The organism is Saccharopolyspora sp. NPDC045839, from assembly GCF_056431645.1.
Genome location: NZ_JBWKKH010000063.1, coordinates 1 through 15,431 on the forward strand (window position 1 = coordinate 1; position 15,431 = coordinate 15,431).

General features: G+C 67.9%; 21 protein-coding genes. 9 read left to right on the forward strand and 12 right to left on the reverse strand.

Annotation, left to right across the window (positions count from 1 at the left end; all coding sequences use genetic code 11):
- Positions 1-91: 91 nt before the first annotated feature.
- Positions 92-235: a hypothetical protein gene (locus AC07EQ_RS42515; RefSeq protein ID WP_478393486.1), complete on the reverse strand. Its 144-nt coding sequence runs from the start codon at positions 233-235 to the stop codon at positions 92-94.
- Between AC07EQ_RS42515 and AC07EQ_RS42520 the strand changes: the two genes are divergently transcribed.
- From AC07EQ_RS42520 to AC07EQ_RS42530, 3 genes are all read left to right on the forward strand, one after another.
- Positions 200-280, forward strand: coding sequence for a universal stress protein (locus tag AC07EQ_RS42520; RefSeq protein ID WP_478393483.1), 81 nt, complete (start codon positions 200-202; stop codon positions 278-280). The genes AC07EQ_RS42515 and AC07EQ_RS42520 overlap by 36 nt on opposite strands.
- Before the next feature lie 170 nt (positions 281-450).
- Positions 451-705, forward strand: a complete 255-nt coding sequence (locus AC07EQ_RS42525; RefSeq protein ID WP_478393456.1) for a DUF3040 domain-containing protein — start codon at positions 451-453, stop codon at positions 703-705.
- Positions 706-792: 87 nt separating this feature from the next.
- Positions 793-987, forward strand: coding sequence for a dsRBD fold-containing protein (locus AC07EQ_RS42530; RefSeq protein WP_478393484.1), 195 nt, complete (start codon positions 793-795; stop codon positions 985-987).
- Here the strand turns inward: AC07EQ_RS42530 and AC07EQ_RS42535 are convergent.
- The 4 genes from AC07EQ_RS42535 to fbp are packed head-to-tail and all read right to left on the reverse strand — an operon-like array spanning position 984 to position 3,488.
- Positions 984-1,505, reverse strand: coding sequence for a cation transporting ATPase C-terminal domain-containing protein (locus AC07EQ_RS42535; RefSeq protein ID WP_478393457.1), 522 nt, complete (start codon positions 1,503-1,505; stop codon positions 984-986). The two genes, AC07EQ_RS42530 and AC07EQ_RS42535, sit on opposite strands and share 4 nt — an antisense overlap.
- Positions 1,502-2,014, reverse strand: coding sequence for an HAD-IC family P-type ATPase (locus AC07EQ_RS42540; RefSeq protein ID WP_478393458.1), 513 nt, complete (start codon positions 2,012-2,014; stop codon positions 1,502-1,504). Before AC07EQ_RS42540 ends, AC07EQ_RS42535 begins: the two co-directional genes overlap by 4 nt.
- Positions 2,001-2,348 carry a cation-transporting P-type ATPase gene (locus tag AC07EQ_RS42545; protein WP_478393459.1) on the reverse strand — a complete coding sequence of 116 codons (348 nt, stop codon included), beginning with the start codon at positions 2,346-2,348 and terminating at the stop codon, positions 2,001-2,003. The genes AC07EQ_RS42540 and AC07EQ_RS42545 overlap by 14 nt, the downstream gene beginning before the upstream one ends.
- Positions 2,349-2,369: 21 nt before the next feature.
- On the reverse strand, positions 2,370-3,488 hold the full coding sequence (fbp, locus tag AC07EQ_RS42550) for a fructose-1,6-bisphosphate aldolase/phosphatase (RefSeq protein WP_478393460.1): 1,119 nt from the start codon (positions 3,486-3,488) through the stop codon (positions 2,370-2,372).
- Positions 3,489-3,734: 246 nt separating this feature from the next.
- Between fbp and AC07EQ_RS42555 the strand changes: the two genes are divergently transcribed.
- Complete coding sequence (locus AC07EQ_RS42555; RefSeq protein ID WP_478393461.1) at positions 3,735-4,553, forward strand: universal stress protein; 819 nt, start codon at positions 3,735-3,737, stop codon at positions 4,551-4,553.
- A 13-nt stretch (positions 4,554-4,566) separates the two neighbouring features.
- Positions 4,567-5,394 (forward strand): universal stress protein, encoded by an 828-nt coding sequence (locus AC07EQ_RS42560; protein WP_478393462.1) that lies wholly within the window; start codon positions 4,567-4,569, stop codon positions 5,392-5,394.
- Between the two features lie 116 nt (positions 5,395-5,510).
- Here the strand turns inward: AC07EQ_RS42560 and AC07EQ_RS42565 are convergent, their stop codons facing one another.
- The 3 genes from AC07EQ_RS42565 to AC07EQ_RS42575 form a co-directional block, all read right to left on the reverse strand.
- On the reverse strand, positions 5,511-6,026 hold the full coding sequence (locus AC07EQ_RS42565) for a universal stress protein (protein WP_478393463.1): 516 nt from the start codon (positions 6,024-6,026) through the stop codon (positions 5,511-5,513).
- 26 nt (positions 6,027-6,052) lie between these two features.
- Positions 6,053-6,610 (reverse strand): Rv1733c family protein, encoded by a 558-nt coding sequence (locus AC07EQ_RS42570; RefSeq protein ID WP_478393464.1) that lies wholly within the window; start codon positions 6,608-6,610, stop codon positions 6,053-6,055.
- 645 nt (positions 6,611-7,255) lie between these two features.
- Positions 7,256-7,558: a hypothetical protein gene (locus AC07EQ_RS42575; RefSeq protein ID WP_478393465.1), complete on the reverse strand. Its 303-nt coding sequence runs from the start codon at positions 7,556-7,558 to the stop codon at positions 7,256-7,258.
- 265 nt (positions 7,559-7,823) lie between these two features.
- Here AC07EQ_RS42575 and AC07EQ_RS42580 point away from each other — a divergent pair, with 265 nt between their 5' ends.
- Both AC07EQ_RS42580 and AC07EQ_RS42585 read left to right on the forward strand, forming a co-directional pair.
- Positions 7,824-8,234, forward strand: a complete 411-nt coding sequence (locus AC07EQ_RS42580; RefSeq protein WP_478393466.1) for an Hsp20/alpha crystallin family protein — start codon at positions 7,824-7,826, stop codon at positions 8,232-8,234.
- A gap of 60 nt (positions 8,235-8,294) precedes the next feature.
- The gene (locus AC07EQ_RS42585) at positions 8,295-9,125 is read left to right on the forward strand and encodes a universal stress protein (RefSeq protein ID WP_478393467.1); all 831 of its coding nucleotides are present in this window, start codon (positions 8,295-8,297) and stop codon (positions 9,123-9,125) included.
- A gap of 84 nt (positions 9,126-9,209) precedes the next feature.
- Here AC07EQ_RS42585 and AC07EQ_RS42590 read toward each other — a convergent pair whose 3' ends face one another.
- A complete protein-coding gene (locus tag AC07EQ_RS42590; protein WP_478393468.1) occupies positions 9,210-9,647 on the reverse strand; it encodes a universal stress protein in 438 nt (145 codons plus the stop codon).
- Positions 9,648-10,207: 560 nt separating this feature from the next.
- Between AC07EQ_RS42590 and AC07EQ_RS42595 the strand changes: the two genes are divergently transcribed.
- Together AC07EQ_RS42595 and AC07EQ_RS42600 are read left to right on the forward strand one after the other, a co-directional pair.
- Positions 10,208-10,396 carry a ubiquitin-like protein Pup gene (locus AC07EQ_RS42595; protein WP_478393469.1) on the forward strand — a complete coding sequence of 63 codons (189 nt, stop codon included), beginning with the start codon at positions 10,208-10,210 and terminating at the stop codon, positions 10,394-10,396.
- A 488-nt stretch (positions 10,397-10,884) separates the two neighbouring features.
- Positions 10,885-13,428 carry a heavy metal translocating P-type ATPase gene (locus AC07EQ_RS42600; protein WP_478393470.1) on the forward strand — a complete coding sequence of 848 codons (2,544 nt, stop codon included), beginning with the start codon at positions 10,885-10,887 and terminating at the stop codon, positions 13,426-13,428.
- 204 nt (positions 13,429-13,632) lie between these two features.
- On the opposite strand, the gene AC07EQ_RS42605 is transcribed toward AC07EQ_RS42600, so the two are convergent.
- From AC07EQ_RS42605 to AC07EQ_RS42615, 3 genes are all read right to left on the reverse strand, one after another.
- Positions 13,633-14,076, reverse strand: coding sequence for a DUF7144 family membrane protein (locus AC07EQ_RS42605; protein ID WP_478393471.1), 444 nt, complete (start codon positions 14,074-14,076; stop codon positions 13,633-13,635).
- A 40-nt stretch (positions 14,077-14,116) separates the two neighbouring features.
- A complete protein-coding gene (locus AC07EQ_RS42610; RefSeq protein ID WP_478393472.1) occupies positions 14,117-14,293 on the reverse strand; it encodes a LapA family protein in 177 nt (58 codons plus the stop codon).
- A 79-nt stretch (positions 14,294-14,372) separates the two neighbouring features.
- Positions 14,373-14,978, reverse strand: a complete 606-nt coding sequence (locus AC07EQ_RS42615; RefSeq protein ID WP_478393473.1) for an HdeD family acid-resistance protein — start codon at positions 14,976-14,978, stop codon at positions 14,373-14,375.
- Positions 14,979-15,431: the final 453 nt, after the last annotated feature.

The following is a 15,431-nucleotide window of genomic DNA, read 5'->3' on the forward strand; positions in this document are numbered from 1 at the left end:
GGGAAGCCCACGACTTCATGCACGACGCCTTCCTCCAGCTAGGACACTGCATGATCCTCGCCCGCAAACTCACCCCATTCTGAAACGACCCCTAAGTCAGCAGAGCGCAGAGCAACGCAGTGGCCGCCAGCAGCAGCAGGCCGAAGGAACCGCTGCGGTCGACGCCGATCTCCTCGTGGTCGGCACTCGGGGACGCGGAATCACCCGCTCGGCGCTGCTCGGTTCGGTCAGCCACGCCATAGCGCACTACGCGCCCTGCCCCGTGGCCGTAGTCCGCTGAGCATCGGCGCTCGACAACGGCGACCGGACGGTGCCCACGCCAGCAGCAACGCGCCGGAACTCGACGTCGGTGACTCGTCGCGCTTGGAGAGGTGCCAATCGGCTCTGTTCGTCCGTCCCCATGCTTGGCGATGCTTGCCCCAGCAGGACGGTCGACCTCCGGAGGCCCTCATGCTTCGACGACACGAACGGCGCCTCCTCGACGAGATCGAGCGGCACCTGAACGCCGAGGATCCGGAGCTCGCACGGAAAGTCACCGACGTCCGTCCGCTCACCCGCTTCCGCGCATGGCTGTCGGCTCGAAGGGCACTCGGGATCACGTCGGCAAGCCTTGCTGTACTTTGCGTGTTCCTCGGTGAAGGCGTGGGTTTCTTCGCGACCGGGGCGCTGCTCCTGCTCGACGGCTGGAAGCTCCAGACCGAGTAGCGAGGAGTCGGACATGACTTCGGCACAACGCTGGACCGTCGACATCGATCTTTACGAGGTGCCGACCACACGCACGCCGAAGCGCGACTGCACACGCGAGACGCGACCGACCTCCGTGGCAAAGGCGCGGCCCGGCGCATTCCGGAGGATCAGAACGTGCCGGAAATCGGGGATGAGCTGGCGGCCGCCCGAGCGCTGCACGACCTGGCTCACCGCTGGCTCAAGAGCGCCGAAGTCGACGTCGAACAGATGACGGGCGAGCCCGCGCACCTTCACAGCTAGCCAGCGGCGGAACCGTGGTGGCTAGATGAGGCGCTTGCGCAGTCGTTTGTCGGCGGCGACGACGAGCCAGCCAGCAGGGCCAGGCCGAGGATCCGAAGCCAGACCTCAGCCGAGATGGGTGCGGTGTAGAACAGGCCGTTGAACACCGGTAGGTAGGTGATCGCGAGTTGCCCCACTGCCTGCACGGCCACACCGCCGAGGATCCACCGGTTGCTGAACACGCCGATGCTCCACATCGGACGGGTCAGCGACCGGCAGTTGAAGAGGTAGACCAGTTCGACCGCGACGAACAGGTTCACCGCTGCGGTGCGGGCTTCGGCAAGCGTCGCGTCACGCGTCAGTTCCCAGGCGAACAACCACCACGAACCTCCGACGAGCAACACCGACACCAGCAGGATCCGCAGCATCAGCGCGCGCGTCAGCAACGGTTTGCGGGAATCGCGCGGTGGGCGCTGCATGCTGTCGGCTTCCTTGGGTTCGAAGGCGAGCATCAGCCCGAGGGCGACGGCGGTGGTCATGTTGATCCACAGGATCTCGGCAAGATCGGCAGCGCCGCGCCGAGGAGGATGGCCACGAGGATCACGAACCCTTCGGCCATGTTCGTCGGCAGCGTCCACACGATGAACTTGGTGAGGTTGTCGAAGACACCTCGGCCTTCCTCCACGGCCGCTTCGATCGTGGCGAAGTCGTCGTCGGTGAGCACCATGTCGGCGGCATCCTTGGCCACATCGGTGCCGCTGCGGCCCATGGCGACGCCGATGTCGGCCCGCCGCAGTGCCGGTGCATCGTTGACCCCGTCACCGGTCATGGCCACGACGTGACCGCTGGCTTGGAATGCCTCGACCAATCGGAGCTTCTGCTCGGGCGACACGCGAGCGAACACCGCTGCTCGATCCACCGCGCCGGGCAACTCCCCAGGAGGCAGCTCGGCCAGATCGGATCCGGTGAGCACGTCCCCGCCGTGGTCGAGCAGGCCGAGATCGCCGGCAATCGCAGTGGCGGTGGCGGCATGGTCACCCGTGATCATCTTGACCGCGACACCGGCGCCATGGCAGGCGCGCACCTCCGCCGAACGCCAACGCGCCTGCCCCGGCGACGAGCAGCACATAGATCAACGGATGGTTCAGCTGCCGCATCAGCCGGATGAATGGGCCCGCTGATCCCACTCGAGGCAACACATTCGGCCCGTACCGCTCCAGGCGGCGACCCGCTTCCAGCACGGCCAGCCCACGCTGGGCGTCGGTGTGCAGAGATCGCACGACGTCCTGCGCCGGAAGGCTGTGGGGGCCTGCGGCCGCATCGGAAGATCCGGAACCGATCGGCGAGGCGAAGCGCCCACTGCCCCGGAAATCGCGCGACACCAAGCCAATCGGCTACCCGCGTCAGCGCGGGGCCGGGACAGCTGCTTCAGGCATCGGCTGCCACCGGTCGGCCAAGAGCTTCTCCAGGTCCGCCATGGTGGTGTACTCCAGGTCCTCCAGAGGAAGCCGGTGCGGCTCGAACGGCCCGTGACGGCGCAGGTAGTCCATGACCTCGTTGGTCTGCGCCCTGGCGCGATCGAACGACGGGTCGTCGAACAAGTCCCGCGGCCCGACCAGCTTGCCCTGATGCACCTGGAATCCCAGGGCGACCACGCGGGGTGGCCCGTCGAACCGTGCCGGGTGGGCGTCGTTGACGCTGACCGGCATCATCGGAGCGTGGTGCGAGCCGCGCATGCACCCGCCCGCGGTGTAGGCGAACGAGAACGGCTCCAGCACCTCACCGAGTGCGGGGAGCCCGGACTGGCAGCGCACGATCATCACCGGGTCGTCTTTGCCGACGTACTTGCCCGCGATCAACGACAACCGCTGCGTCGAGGTCGCCACCGCCTGCTCATGCAAGGTCTTGGACACAACGGAGTGGATCACATACCGGGCCGGGGCACCGATGAACATCAGCATCTCGTAGAGCTCGCGCGGGCAGTCGAACCAGATCCGCTTCTCCTCGTACAGGTCGTAGACCTCGAACCGGAACCCGGCGTGCATCTTCGCGTCGATGACCAGGCCGGCGGTGTTGAACGGGTCGGCGAACATCTTGTACAGCGGCAGGTTCCACGCACCGGGCTCGGTCTTGTCGGCCAGGAAGCACACCACCGGTTCGCTCGGGCGTTCGGTGAACTCCAGCTCCGCATAACCCGGGCCCATCCCACGCAGATTCCCGCTGAACGCATCCGAAAGCAGGTCCTGGCCCGCGCCGTACAGGCCGAGCCGCTTGGCGATCTCCGTGGTCTGGAGGAACACGTCCCAGGCGAAGGAGTGCACGGCTTCGGCATCGGCACCGTGCTCGTGGGTCATGATCAACGACAGATCGTCCCCGCAATGACCGACCTTGCCATCCAGCAGCAGACCGTCGGCGACTGCGCTGCTCAACGCGTCCTGCCCGGCGGCCAGCATGTCGGGGTGCACCGCCGAGTGCCCGACGAACCCTCCGGTGTCGGCCTTGATGATGCTCAGCGTAACCATCACAACCTCCAGTTCGAGCCCTCGCACTCTGCGCCCGTTGCGCAACTGGTCAGTAGAGCCTTCCGGCCCTTGGACGTCGGTTTCCGCTCTTTCACCCCGAACGAGCCGCCATGAGCGCAGGACGGAGTGCGACATGCAGGGCCCCTACAAGTCCCGCATCCTGGGAGCGACACCGGGCCAATGCCTTAGTGGCACACGGAACTCGTCTTCTGTGATGAGCCCGGATTCGCGTTGCGGGGGCTGAAAATGACGAACGCGCCGATCATTGCTGGTGTCGACGGATCCGAGCGATCCACTACCGCTGCTGTCTGGGCTGCTCGCGAGGCCGACCTGCGGCAGGCACAACAGGTTCGCATCGTGATGATCACCGACAACCCCTTGCAGGACGACGAGGCGTGGGAGGCCGCCGGGGCCGTAGCGGATCATCTCGTCGCGCGCTGGCCGCAACTGAAAGTCGAGCCGGCCGTCGTCCACGGGCATCCGGCCGACGTGCTCGTACACCTGTCCAGCAACGCGCAGCTGGTCGTCGTCGGGTCACGTGGACGCAGCACTCTGAGCGCGACACTGCTGGGGTCGGTCAGCAGCCAGGTCGCGACGCACGCGCACTGCCCGGTCGTCGTGGTCCGCGACCATCGCGACGCCGGTCCGGTGCTCGTCGGGCTGGACAACTCCCGATACAGCCGCCCGGCCCTGCGGTACGCATTCGATGCCGCATCCCGGTATGGCACCGAACTCCTGGCCATGCAGGTGTGGCGGGATGTCGAGTACGCGCCGATCGTGCCGAGGCTGGAGTACGAGCTGCTGGACCTGCGAGCGGAAGCCCAGCGTGGCCTGTCCGAACAGCTCGCCGGGTGGGCGGAGGCCTATCCGGACGTGCCGGTGCGACAGGTCGCGCAACGGGGCCACCCGGTTTCCGAGCTGGCTGCCACCGGCGAAGAAGCACGGCTGCTCGTCATCGGGCATCGGGGACGGGGCGGATTCACCGGACTGCTGCTGGGCTCAGTGGCCGCCGGCCTGCTCCACTACGCGACGTGTCCGGTGGCCGTTGTCCGCGGCGAAAGCTGATGAGGAGCGCGAGATGACGACAGCGGACAAGCCCATCGTCGTGGGCATCGACGGTTCGGAGGACTCCGTCCGGGCAGCCGCCTGGGCTGTGGCCGAAGCAGACCTCCGCAGCGCACCGCTACGACTGGTGATCGTCAACGACGACCCCGCGCGCGCCGACTACGCGGAGAAAGCCGTGCAGAAAGCCGCCGCCAAATGCCGTGCGCAAGCTCCCCACGTGCATGTCGACACGGAGATCGCACCTGGCCATCCCGTTGAGGAACTGCTGCGCCACAGCACCAAAGCTCAGCTGACGGTCCTCGGCGCACGCGGTCACGGTGGCTTCACCGACGCTCTGCTGGGCGGGGTCAGCGCGGCCGTGGCCACCCACGGTGCGTGCCCGGTGGTCGTGGTGCGCAAAGGTGTTCCGACAACCGTGGGTCCGGTGGTAGTCGGTGTGGACGGCTCGGAATGCAGCCTGGCCGCGCTGCGGTTCGCCTTCGAAGAGGCGGCCGGCCGCGGAGCGGAACTGGTGGTCATGCAGGTGTGGCACGAGGAGGGGCTGCTCGCAGTGCCCCTGACACCCGCCGACCGAGAGCAGGTGCAGCGGGAGGTCGAACACTCGCTCACCGAACTGATGGCCTCGTTGCGCGCGGAGTTCCCGAAGGTCCGCACCCGCGAGGTGGCGCAGCACGGGCACCCCGTAGCAGCGCTGACCGACGCCGGCCGGGACGCCCAGCTACTGGTCCTCGGGCACCGCGGGCACGGCGGCTTCGACGGCCTGTTCCTGGGCTCCGTAGCAGCCGGCGTCCTGCACCACGCCCCTTGCCCCATCGCGGTAATCCGCGCCACCAAAGCCTAGGTGTACAGACCACGGAGATCGGGTACGAACCGACACGTAATCGAGACGCGGTGCGCCGGGTCTTCCGACGGTTTTCCGCTACCTCCCCGGTCACTGCACTGTTTCGCAGTGGCTGCTCAACCGAGGACGGGGTCGAGGCCCGGATTCTCCGCTGCTCCCTCGTCGGTGTCCCCGATGTCCATTCCGGTGGGGACGATCAGCACCGGACACCGTGCTTTGTGGATGCAGCGCAGCGCCGTGCTGCCGAGCACCACGTCGGCTACCCGCCCATGCCGTTGATCGCCCAGCACCAGCATGGCGGCGTTCATCGAGCGGTCCGCCAGCACCTCGGCGGGGTGTCCCTCCAGGAGCTCGGCATGCACTTCGGGTGCGGACTCGCCGCCCAGACAGGCGCTGACGATGCCGGTGAGGTCTCGCCAGTGCTGTTCGCGGGCGTGGTGCGGTGCCAGCTCGGGATACATCGTCAGCGGCCCAGGCCCGGCGAGAACCGCGTGCGATTGCCACACCATGATCGCGTACACCGAAACATCGCGAACCCGTGCTTCCCGCAGTGCCCACCGCAGGGCGCGAATGCTGGCTTGCGAACCGTCGATTCCCACCACAAGCGGCCCGTCCTTGTCCACGGTCTCCACATCGCACTCCCGTTCACACCAGCGGCTCAGCGCTCCAACCACTTCGCCTCGACGCTCTCCCACTCCCGGTTCCAGGCACGCACGGCACACGCGTTGGCGATCCCCCGAACACCCCAGATCAACCCGACGCACAGCAATTGCCCGGTGACCATGATCCCGAGGGCGAAACAGACAGCAGAGACTCGCAGCTGACCTTCACTCGGCGGCGCAACCGTGATGCGATCAGCCCTGTCGACCCACAACCAGATCTTGCTGCCTAGCACGGTCGTCGGCGGGACGGCAGTGGTGTCCACTCGCCCGTTCCCGTCTGCGCCGATCCACGAGACCTCGGCCGAGTACGTGATGGAGTGGTGCTCGGGTCCGCCGCCCAGGTGGGCTTCGGGTGCACCTGTCACGGTGGCTTCCGCCGGTCGCCCGGTCACTGCGGCAACAGCAGCCTCACGTGCCGCACTGGCGTAGCTCGCTTTCCCGGCCGCGATCGCAGCCGGAACCATCAATACAGCGGCTGCGAGCAACGCGAGAATTGCTATCGCCGCGATCCGGTCCAGCCGACGCCGCAACGGATTCCGCCCCAGGGAGTGCATGAGCCAACGAACGTGAGCCCCCACTGATCTAGCGTCCATCACGTGCTCCAGAAGGTTTGCTTCCACCCAAGATTGGGCCACCTGCCTGAGCCCGATTAGGGCATTTCGTCATCGGGTCCAGGCTCGGACGTCCGGTGAGGTTTCGGGCTCACCGTCGCGTCTCGGAGACTCGTCGACGCCCAGACCAACGCGAGGAAGGGCAGCATCAGAGCATAGGCCCGTTCTGGCGGGGCGCGGTGCCGAACACGGCCTCCAGCGGCGGCCTGACTGTTGCGACCTGCCTCGCGAGCATGGACGGCGGGCTGCGGGGCCGGGTGCGGCGTCAAGCCCGGCCCCGCAGGGCATGGCCGTTTCGGGGCTCGGCCACGCACGCACGGCACCGCTCACCGCAGTACGGGATGGGATCGCCGCGCCCGCCGTGACGGTACCTCCGCTGGACCGGATGCTCTCGCCGGAGCGATCACGGTTGACCGGATCGGGTGCCTCCCCCACCGGCATGTTTGGCATCTGTCGGGCGTGGTGGGATTCCTCGATGAGGACGTGGCTGCGTCAGCCACGCCGCCTGTCTCGTAGTGGTGATCCGAGACGATCTGCGAGATGCGCAACGCCGGACCAGTTCGGTTGGCCGCAGTCCGATGTCGACGATCAGTCAGCTCCGCAGCGCTTCCCATGCTGCGGACAGCGCTGTGTCGGGGCCCGGCCCGAGGTGTCGATGCGCGTAGCTTGTGGCCATGCGTCGAAATCGCGTGCCATGTGTGCGGCGATGTCCGCGGTCGCGTCTGAGGCGTCGCCGATCCGGGATCCGATGCGGGATTCGATGATCTCGACCGGTGCGATGCAGTGCAGTTCGGTCGGCACGGCGAAGGTTTCGCGGGCAGCCATCCTGGCTGATTCACGTTCGTCGATGCTGATGCTCAGCAGCCGGGAGCGGTCGAGGTAGAGGTGCACCGAATGCTCGCCAGCTTCCACCGCAACGGCTGGCTGTTGTGGACCGACGGTGCCGGCAGGCCAAGGCCAGCGCCGAGCGCATCGTTTCCTGCGACGGGACCGCCCTGCTCATCATCACGACACTCCCCCGCACCACCGGTTTCACGGTCAACGCCGCCCGGGTACCCGGATGCGTCCAGCCGGAACGGGCCGGTCGGCCCTATGTTCCGCGTGCACCTGCGGTGGACTCTGAGGGCACCGTGATCCTGTTGTCTGGGAGGACATCATGAGCCACCACCACATGCTGCCCAGGCCGAGCCTTGCCATGCCCGACATCTTCCAGATGTTCGAAGAGTGGCCCTTTGGCGAGCGGCATGCGATGCGGGTGGAGACCTACACCGACGAGAACGGCTTCGTGATCCGTTGCGAACTGCCCGGTGTGGACCCCGACAAGGACATCCACATCAACGTCGAAGGCAATCAGCTCAAGATCAACGCCGAACGCAAGCACGAAGAAGGCACCGAGCGGCACAGCGAGTTCTACTACGGCTCTTTCAGCCGCACCATGCTGCTGCCGACCAGCTGCAACACCGAGGACATCAAGGCCGAGTACGAGGCCGGCATCCTCACCATCCGCATGCCACGGCGGGAAACCGAGATGCGCAAGGAAATCCCGGTGGCACGCAAGGGAAAGTAGGCGCATAGCGCGGCCTGCGAGGGCTTGGCCGTCGCGGCGGGAGGCTTCGGTCGGGGAATCATGACGGAATCACCTCGTCTCGTGGTGGTAGGAGTCGACGGCTCACCGCAGTCGGCACCAACTGCTTCATGGGCAACCGCGGACGCAGGACGACGACTCCTGCCGCTGCACCTCGTGCTCGTCAACGACGACCCAGCGCGGTCCGGATGGGCGGCCACGACCGTGCGCGAGCTAGCCAACCACTGCCGCGCCGAGGCACCACGCGTCGCTGTGACCGAGGAAGTCACCTCCGGCCACCCCGCCGACGTCCTGATCCAGCGGTCCACCCAGGCGAATCTGATCGTCGTCGGCTCACGCGGACTCGGTGGTTTCACCGGCGCGCTCCTCGGCTCGGTAAGCACCGCCGTGGCCATGCACAGTTCCTGCCCTGTTGTCGTCCACCGCGCCAGACCCGGAGTCACCGGGCCCGTCGTAGTCGGCCTGGACAGCTCGCCACGGAGCCAGGTCGTACTGGAGTTCGCGCTGGAAGCCGCCGCCGTGCGCGGGCTCGATCTCCTGGCCATGCAACTCTGGCAGCATCCCGAACACGACGACGTCTTCGCGACACCAATACCGCTGCCCAGCCCCGAAGAAGTCCGGGAACGGATGCAACGCCGCCTCGCCGAGCAAGTGGCCGGGTACGGCGACGAATACCCCGACGTCCGCATTCACCAGGTGGCACAACGCGGTCATCCCGTCTCCGCCCTCACCCACGCATCCCGCAACGCAGAACTCCTCGTGGTCGGCCACCGAGGCAGCGGCGGCTACAGCGGCATGCTCCTCGGCTCCGTCACCGCCGGAGTACTGCACCACGCCCACTGCCCGGTGGCTGTCGTGCGCATCAACGACTGAGCGCCGCGTCGCCCCCAGATCGCCGCCCGGCAACCGCGCGGCAACGCCGAATGCGTCGGTCACATGGCGGCGTGTGGGCGACGCCTATCCAGGCGCATGACGAACGACGACGACCGGACACGGTGCGTGGTGGACGCAGTGCTGACTCACCGACCCCAGCAACGCTTCGACGAAACCGCCATGCCCACGATGGCCCACCACCAACAGGTCCGCGTCCTTCGCCTCGTCCAACAGCGCCCGAGCCGCATGGTCACGAACGACCCTCTGCGCCACGGAAATATGCGCCCCCAGCAATGCGCGGGTTTCGTCGACCGCCTTTCTCAACTCCCGTTCCGCGACCGCGGACACATCGTCCGCCGGCATCGGTATCACCACGTCGATCAGTGCAGGAATCCCGCACGCGATCACGGCAACGACGCGTCCATCGCACTGCTCGGCATAGCGCAGCGCCCACCGCAACGCCGCCCGGGAGCCAGCCGATCCATCCACGCCGACGACGATCCGCGGCCTGCTCTCATCCATAGCTCCCCCAAGTCCGGGCTCAGCATTAACGCCCAAACCCGCTATGACGGGCAGTGGCGCTCCGGGTTTACCCGCCGCGACCCGAGATCGCACCCCGGCACAGCCGTGCTTTGGCGAGGCAAGCCCGGTGGCCGCCTACTCGGCACCAGCCGCCGCGGACGCGTTGCCGCCGAACCCGGCATGGCGGTTCAACTCCGACACGGTCGAGGCCGCCCACCGGGAGCTCTCCGAAGCCCTGGCCGGGCGGGGCGAGCACCACCCGGACGTCGTGGTGCACCGCGAGGTCACAACGGTCGAGCACCTTGCCGACGCACTACTTGCGGCCGCTGACGACGCCGGGGCGTCGTCAGGACCTACGGACGGGGCGTCGTCCGAGCAGCGTTGCTTGGCTCGGTCAGCCACGCCGTGGTGCACTACGCAGCATGCCTCGTCGCCGTCGCCCGCTAGGCCACCGACACGACGAGGGCCGATCGGCACTATCTACCCGTGCCCGCCTCGCGCGAGCCTGTCCTCACGTACTCGGCGATTCACCGAGCACCCTTGCCCGCGTGGAGGCACTGATGCGCGAACACAAGCCCCGGCGGCGCGCCGGCTACGACGAAGAAGCGCCTGAACCGACGGCTGCTGGCCACCAGCGGCGCGACGAGCTCGACGATGCCACCGAAGCCCTGCTGGACGAGATTGACGACGTCCTCGAAGAGAACGCCACCGAGTTCGTGCGCTCCTACATCCAGAAGGGCGGTCAGTGACCTCTCCGTCCTCCGCCGCCCTTCCAGCACTCTTCCGCTCCTCGCAGCGCGAGGATCTTCGACGACCCAAGCCAACTATGCGGGCTCGTAGGTCAGACAGTCCACAAAGTCCAGTTCATTACCCACCGCGATGCCAGGGTCTTGGCATTCGAGGTGGACGTTGTACCGGCAGTCGGACATCTTGAATGCGCCGGCGTGCCCGACCGCGTCAGGATCGCCACCTTCGGTCGGGGCGCTGCAGAACGTGTCGCACTGCGCACGCGCCGGATCTCCGATGGTGTTGGCGAGCGCATGACACGTCTGATGGTGGTGACACCCACTGGCGACAGAGTCGCCAGCCGGGAGACGGTCGGATAGGGCCATCGGCCCCCAGCCTCGGCGCCTGGGGAAACGGGCCATCCGTTACCCAAAGTCCCTACCCCTACCCCGTACCCGGCGGGCATGCTGGGAGGACCCAGCAAGCGCCCACCCCATGCGGAGGGCCCGTCATGACCGTCGCCGACATCGCCGTTGTGGTCGTGGCTGTCGCGGCCATCGCCGGGCTGGGCTGGTTCTTCCTCGGGCCGCGCCGGGCCTGCACTGCGCTGCTTGCCGGCGGGGTGCAGCGGGTGCATGTGACGGTGCGCGGCGGGTACAGCCCGGACGTCATCCGGGTGCGCCAGGGCGTGCCGGTGGAGATCGTGTTCGACCGGCAGGAGTCCGGGGACTGCACGTCCAAGGTCGTCTTCCCGGAGTTGCGGCTCAGCGCGGCACTGCCCGCCTACGAGCACACCGCGGTCCGGCTCACGCCGACCGTATCCGGCTCGTTCGGGTTCGCCTGCGGGATGAACATGATCCACGGAACCCTGCTGGTCGACCCGTCGGACGCAGCGACCGGCGACGAGCAGGCCGCCGCTGGTCTGGCCGGCGGCCGAGCCGAGCCGCCTTCCGCCGGAATGGCGGCCGCCGACGTGGAGGCAGCGGAAGCAGCGGAGCGGCGGGCGGAGATCGTCGATCTGATCAGTCGGGTGCTGGTGGGTGCGGTGCTGACGGCACCGGTGCTGTTCGCGGTGATGGCCCAGTCGCTGTTCGCGGTGGACTGGGTGCCCGCCATACTGCTCGACCACTGGGTGCAGCTCGGGCTGATCACGCCGGTGATGTTCTACACGGGCTGGCCGATCCACCGCACCGGCTGGCTGACCCTGGTCCACCGCGGTGCGGACATGAACAGCCTCATCACCCTGGGCACGGTCGCGGCCTACGGCTACAGCCTGCTGGTCACCGTGGTCCCGGCCGCGTTGCCGGAAGAGGTGCGTGAGGTGTACTTCGAGGCCGTAGGCGTGATCCTCACCCTGATCATGCTGGGTCGGCTGTTCGAAGCCCGCGCCAAGGCCGGTACCGGAGAGGCGATCCGCGCGCTGCTCGGCCTGCAGGCCCGCACCGCGCGTGTCGTTCGCGACGGCACCGAAACCGAAGTCGCCGTCGAGGACGTTGTCGTCGACGACGAGGTGGTCATTCGGCCCGGGGAGAAGATCCCCGTCGATGCGACCGTGCTGGCCGGATCCTCGGCGGTGGACGAGTCGATGGTCACCGGCGAGCCGATGCCGGTGACCAAACGTGCCGGGGACGCCGTGATCGGCGCGTCGATCAACGGAACCGGCTCGCTGCGGGTCCGCGCGGCCAAGGTCGGCGCCGACACGATGCTCGCTCAGATCATCCGCCTGGTGCGGCAGGCCCAGGCCTCCAAGGCGCCGATCCAACGCCTGGCCGACGCCACCTCTGCGTATTTCGTGCCCGCCGTCATCGCTATCGCCATCGCCACCTTCGTGGTCTGGTTCGTGGTCGGCCCGCCGCCCGCGCTCACCCTTGCGCTGGTCTCGTCGGTCGCGGTGCTGATCATCGCCTGCCCGTGCGCGCTGGGCCTCGCCACCCCGCTGTCGGTCATGGTCGGCACCGGCAAAGGCGCCCGCGCCGGCATCCTGATCCGCTCGGCGGAAGCGCTGGAGACCGCGCACAAGCTCGACACCATGGTGCTGGACAAGACCGGCACCATCACTGCCGGTAAACCCGTGCTCACCGACATCGTGGCCGTCCGGGAACTGACTGAGGACGGGCTGCTCTCGCTAGTCGCCGCCGCCGAAGCCGACAGCGAACACCCCCTGGCCACGGCCGTCGTCGCCGGGGCCCGCGACCACGGCCTCACCCCGCCCGCGGCCACCAGCTTCGACTCGGTCACCGGCAAAGGCGTCCAGGCCACCGTGGACGGTCACGCGTTGCTCGTCGGTACGGCCCGCCTGCTCATCGACGCCGGAGTCGACATCCGCCCGCTCGACCCGATCAGCACTCGCATGTCCGCCGAGGGCAAGACCCCGATCCTGGCTGCTGTGGACGGCGAACCCGCCGGGGTGATGGCGGTCGCCGACACCGTCAAGGACGACTCCACCGCCACCATCGCCGCCCTGCACCGCCTGGGCATCGAAACCGTGATGATCACCGGCGACAACGCCCGTACCGCCGCCGCCATCGCCCGGCAGGTCGGCGTACGCCGGGTGCTCGCCGAAGTGCTGCCCCAGCACAAGGCCGACGAGATCCGCCGCCTGCAAGCCGAGGGCCGCCGGGTCGGCATGGTCGGCGACGGCATCAACGACGCCCCAGCCTTGGCCCAGGCCGACGTCGGCCTGGCCATCGGCACCGGCACCGACGTGGCCATCGAAGCCGCGGACATCACCCTGATCTCCGGATCACTCACCGGTGTCGTCACCGCGATCCGGCTTTCCCGCGCCACCATGCGCAATATCCGGCAGAACCTGTTCTTCGCCCTGATCTACAACGCCATCGGCGTCCCCGTCGCCGCAGGCGTGCTCTACCCGCTGCTGGGTATCCGGCTGTCCCCGATGATCGCCGCCGCCGCGATGGCCCTGTCCTCCCTGTCCGTCGTGGGCAACGCCAACCGCCTGCGCCGCCACCGAACCACACCACCGCTCGCCACGGCCAAGCCAGAGAGGCGAGCGTTGACATGGACTCGAGTGTGTCGTTGGTCATCGCACGCATGACGGTATGCAGCAACGGTTCTCGTCCTGCCGGGGGATCTTCGGTGCGAAGGGCGAGCAGGTCGGGCTGTCCGGGCTCTATCCCACGCCTCCGGACTGCGTGGCAACCCCCACCTTGCCTTCTGGGATGCCAGCGGCGCTGAAGGTCGCGTGTCCGAACGTGCCGGTGCGGCACGTTGTGGGATGCCGTGCTCTTCTCCTCCTCCGCTACTCGCTAGATGCGGTCCTGCCGGAGGGCAGTTCCCGCAGTTGGGCAGCCAAGGCCCAGATGACTACGACGTCGATCGCGATGATCAGCAGCGACCACACCGGCTCGTACGGGATGAACAGGAAGTTCCCCAGAGCGCTGAGCCCGGCGATGACCATGCCGACTACGCGTGCCCACGACCGACCTGTGCCCAGCGCACCTCCGGTGAGCGCGAGCAGGATTCCCAGCACCAGGTGCACCCAGCCCCAGGCGGTGGTGTCGATGGTGAAGGCGTAGTTCTGAGCGACCACGTAGTACGAGCTTTGCAGCACCGCTGTGAGTCCGACGATGACGTGGAAGAACCCGATGATGACCAGCATGATGGCAGCGAACAGCTCCAGTCCGCTCGCCCAGTGCTCCTTGGTCGCCGCGTAGTGGACGGAACCATGCCCTGCCTGTGCCATGCCCCTCGTCTCCTTCGAACACCCGGGATCGCTGGTTCTGTCACTTCCTGGGACGGGACAGCAGGAATCCGACGATGACGCCGACGACGAGCATCACCGTCAGCGCCGTCCACACCGGCATCGTCACCACCGGGATGAACACCCTGATGTCGACCGGATGCCGGTTCTCGACGGCAAGCACCACCGCCAGCACGGCGAGCGCCAACCCCGTCGCCACGCGCGGCGACAGCCAGTGGCGGCGTTGTGGCGAGACACGAGATTTCCGATTGCTCTGATCGGACACTACCCACCCCCGTCTACGCCGGCGCGGGGCCGGCCTGCGCCGCAGGTGCCGCAGCACCCTGCGGTCGCATTTGGACTGCGCGGATCGCCGCGATGCCGCCGTACACCACCAGCCAGATGCCGAGGACGTAGGTCAGGGTGACCAGACCGATGCCGGGGAAGACCAGCAGCGCGATCCCGGCGAGCACGCTGAGCAGACCGGAAGCGATCGCCCATCCCCTCGACGCCACGGCGTGACCGACGATGGCGTGGAAGGTCTCGATGACGCCGCTGATCGTCCAGAACGAGCCCAGCACCAGTGGGAACAGCAAGACCGACGCCGCCGGCGAGCGCAACACGACCACACCCGCCAGAACAGCCAGCACGGCCAGCAGGATCGGCGCGAAGCCGCCTTCCTGGTGCGAGCTGACCGCCTGGACGAACCAGAAGATCCCACCGACGAAGAGCTGGACGCCGAAGATGATCGCGATGGTCACCACCGCCGGTCCCGGCCACACCAGCGCCAAGATCCCTGCGAGACCGGTCAGGATCCCGAAGACCAGTAGCCATCCCCAGGACCGCCCGATTGCGGCCAGCGGTTCCGCAGCTGCCGTTGCCGTGTTCTCCCGTGTGTTCGACATAGCCACCTCACAGGTCTCGGCCAATCAGATTTGCCCCAGACTGCACGGCAGCGTCCCTGCCTCCCCAGAGACCAACGGCCCCAATCGTGGCAACCCAGGTGACGAGGTCCGCGCGGCTGTCGTGCCGGGTGACGCATGCACCCGCCCTTCGACGCCGGTCGAGGTGCCGGGGCGCTGCGCACTCGCCGAGCCTGCCTCACGACATCGGCAGTGACGGCGCCGATCAGTGCGGCGAGCATCATGTCCACGGCTCCGGCAAGATGGTCCGGGTTGCCAGGGGCGATGTCGCGATCGTCGTAACCCCCACGCTGCTGTCCACGCGCGCAGGGTCGGTGGTCCCGTCGCGGTGCCAGACTCCGCAGTCGTGGGGGGGGGGGGGGGGGGGGGGGGGGGGGAGAAGGGGGGGGGGGGGGGGGGGGGGGGGGGGGGGGGGGGGGGGGGGGGGGGGGGGAG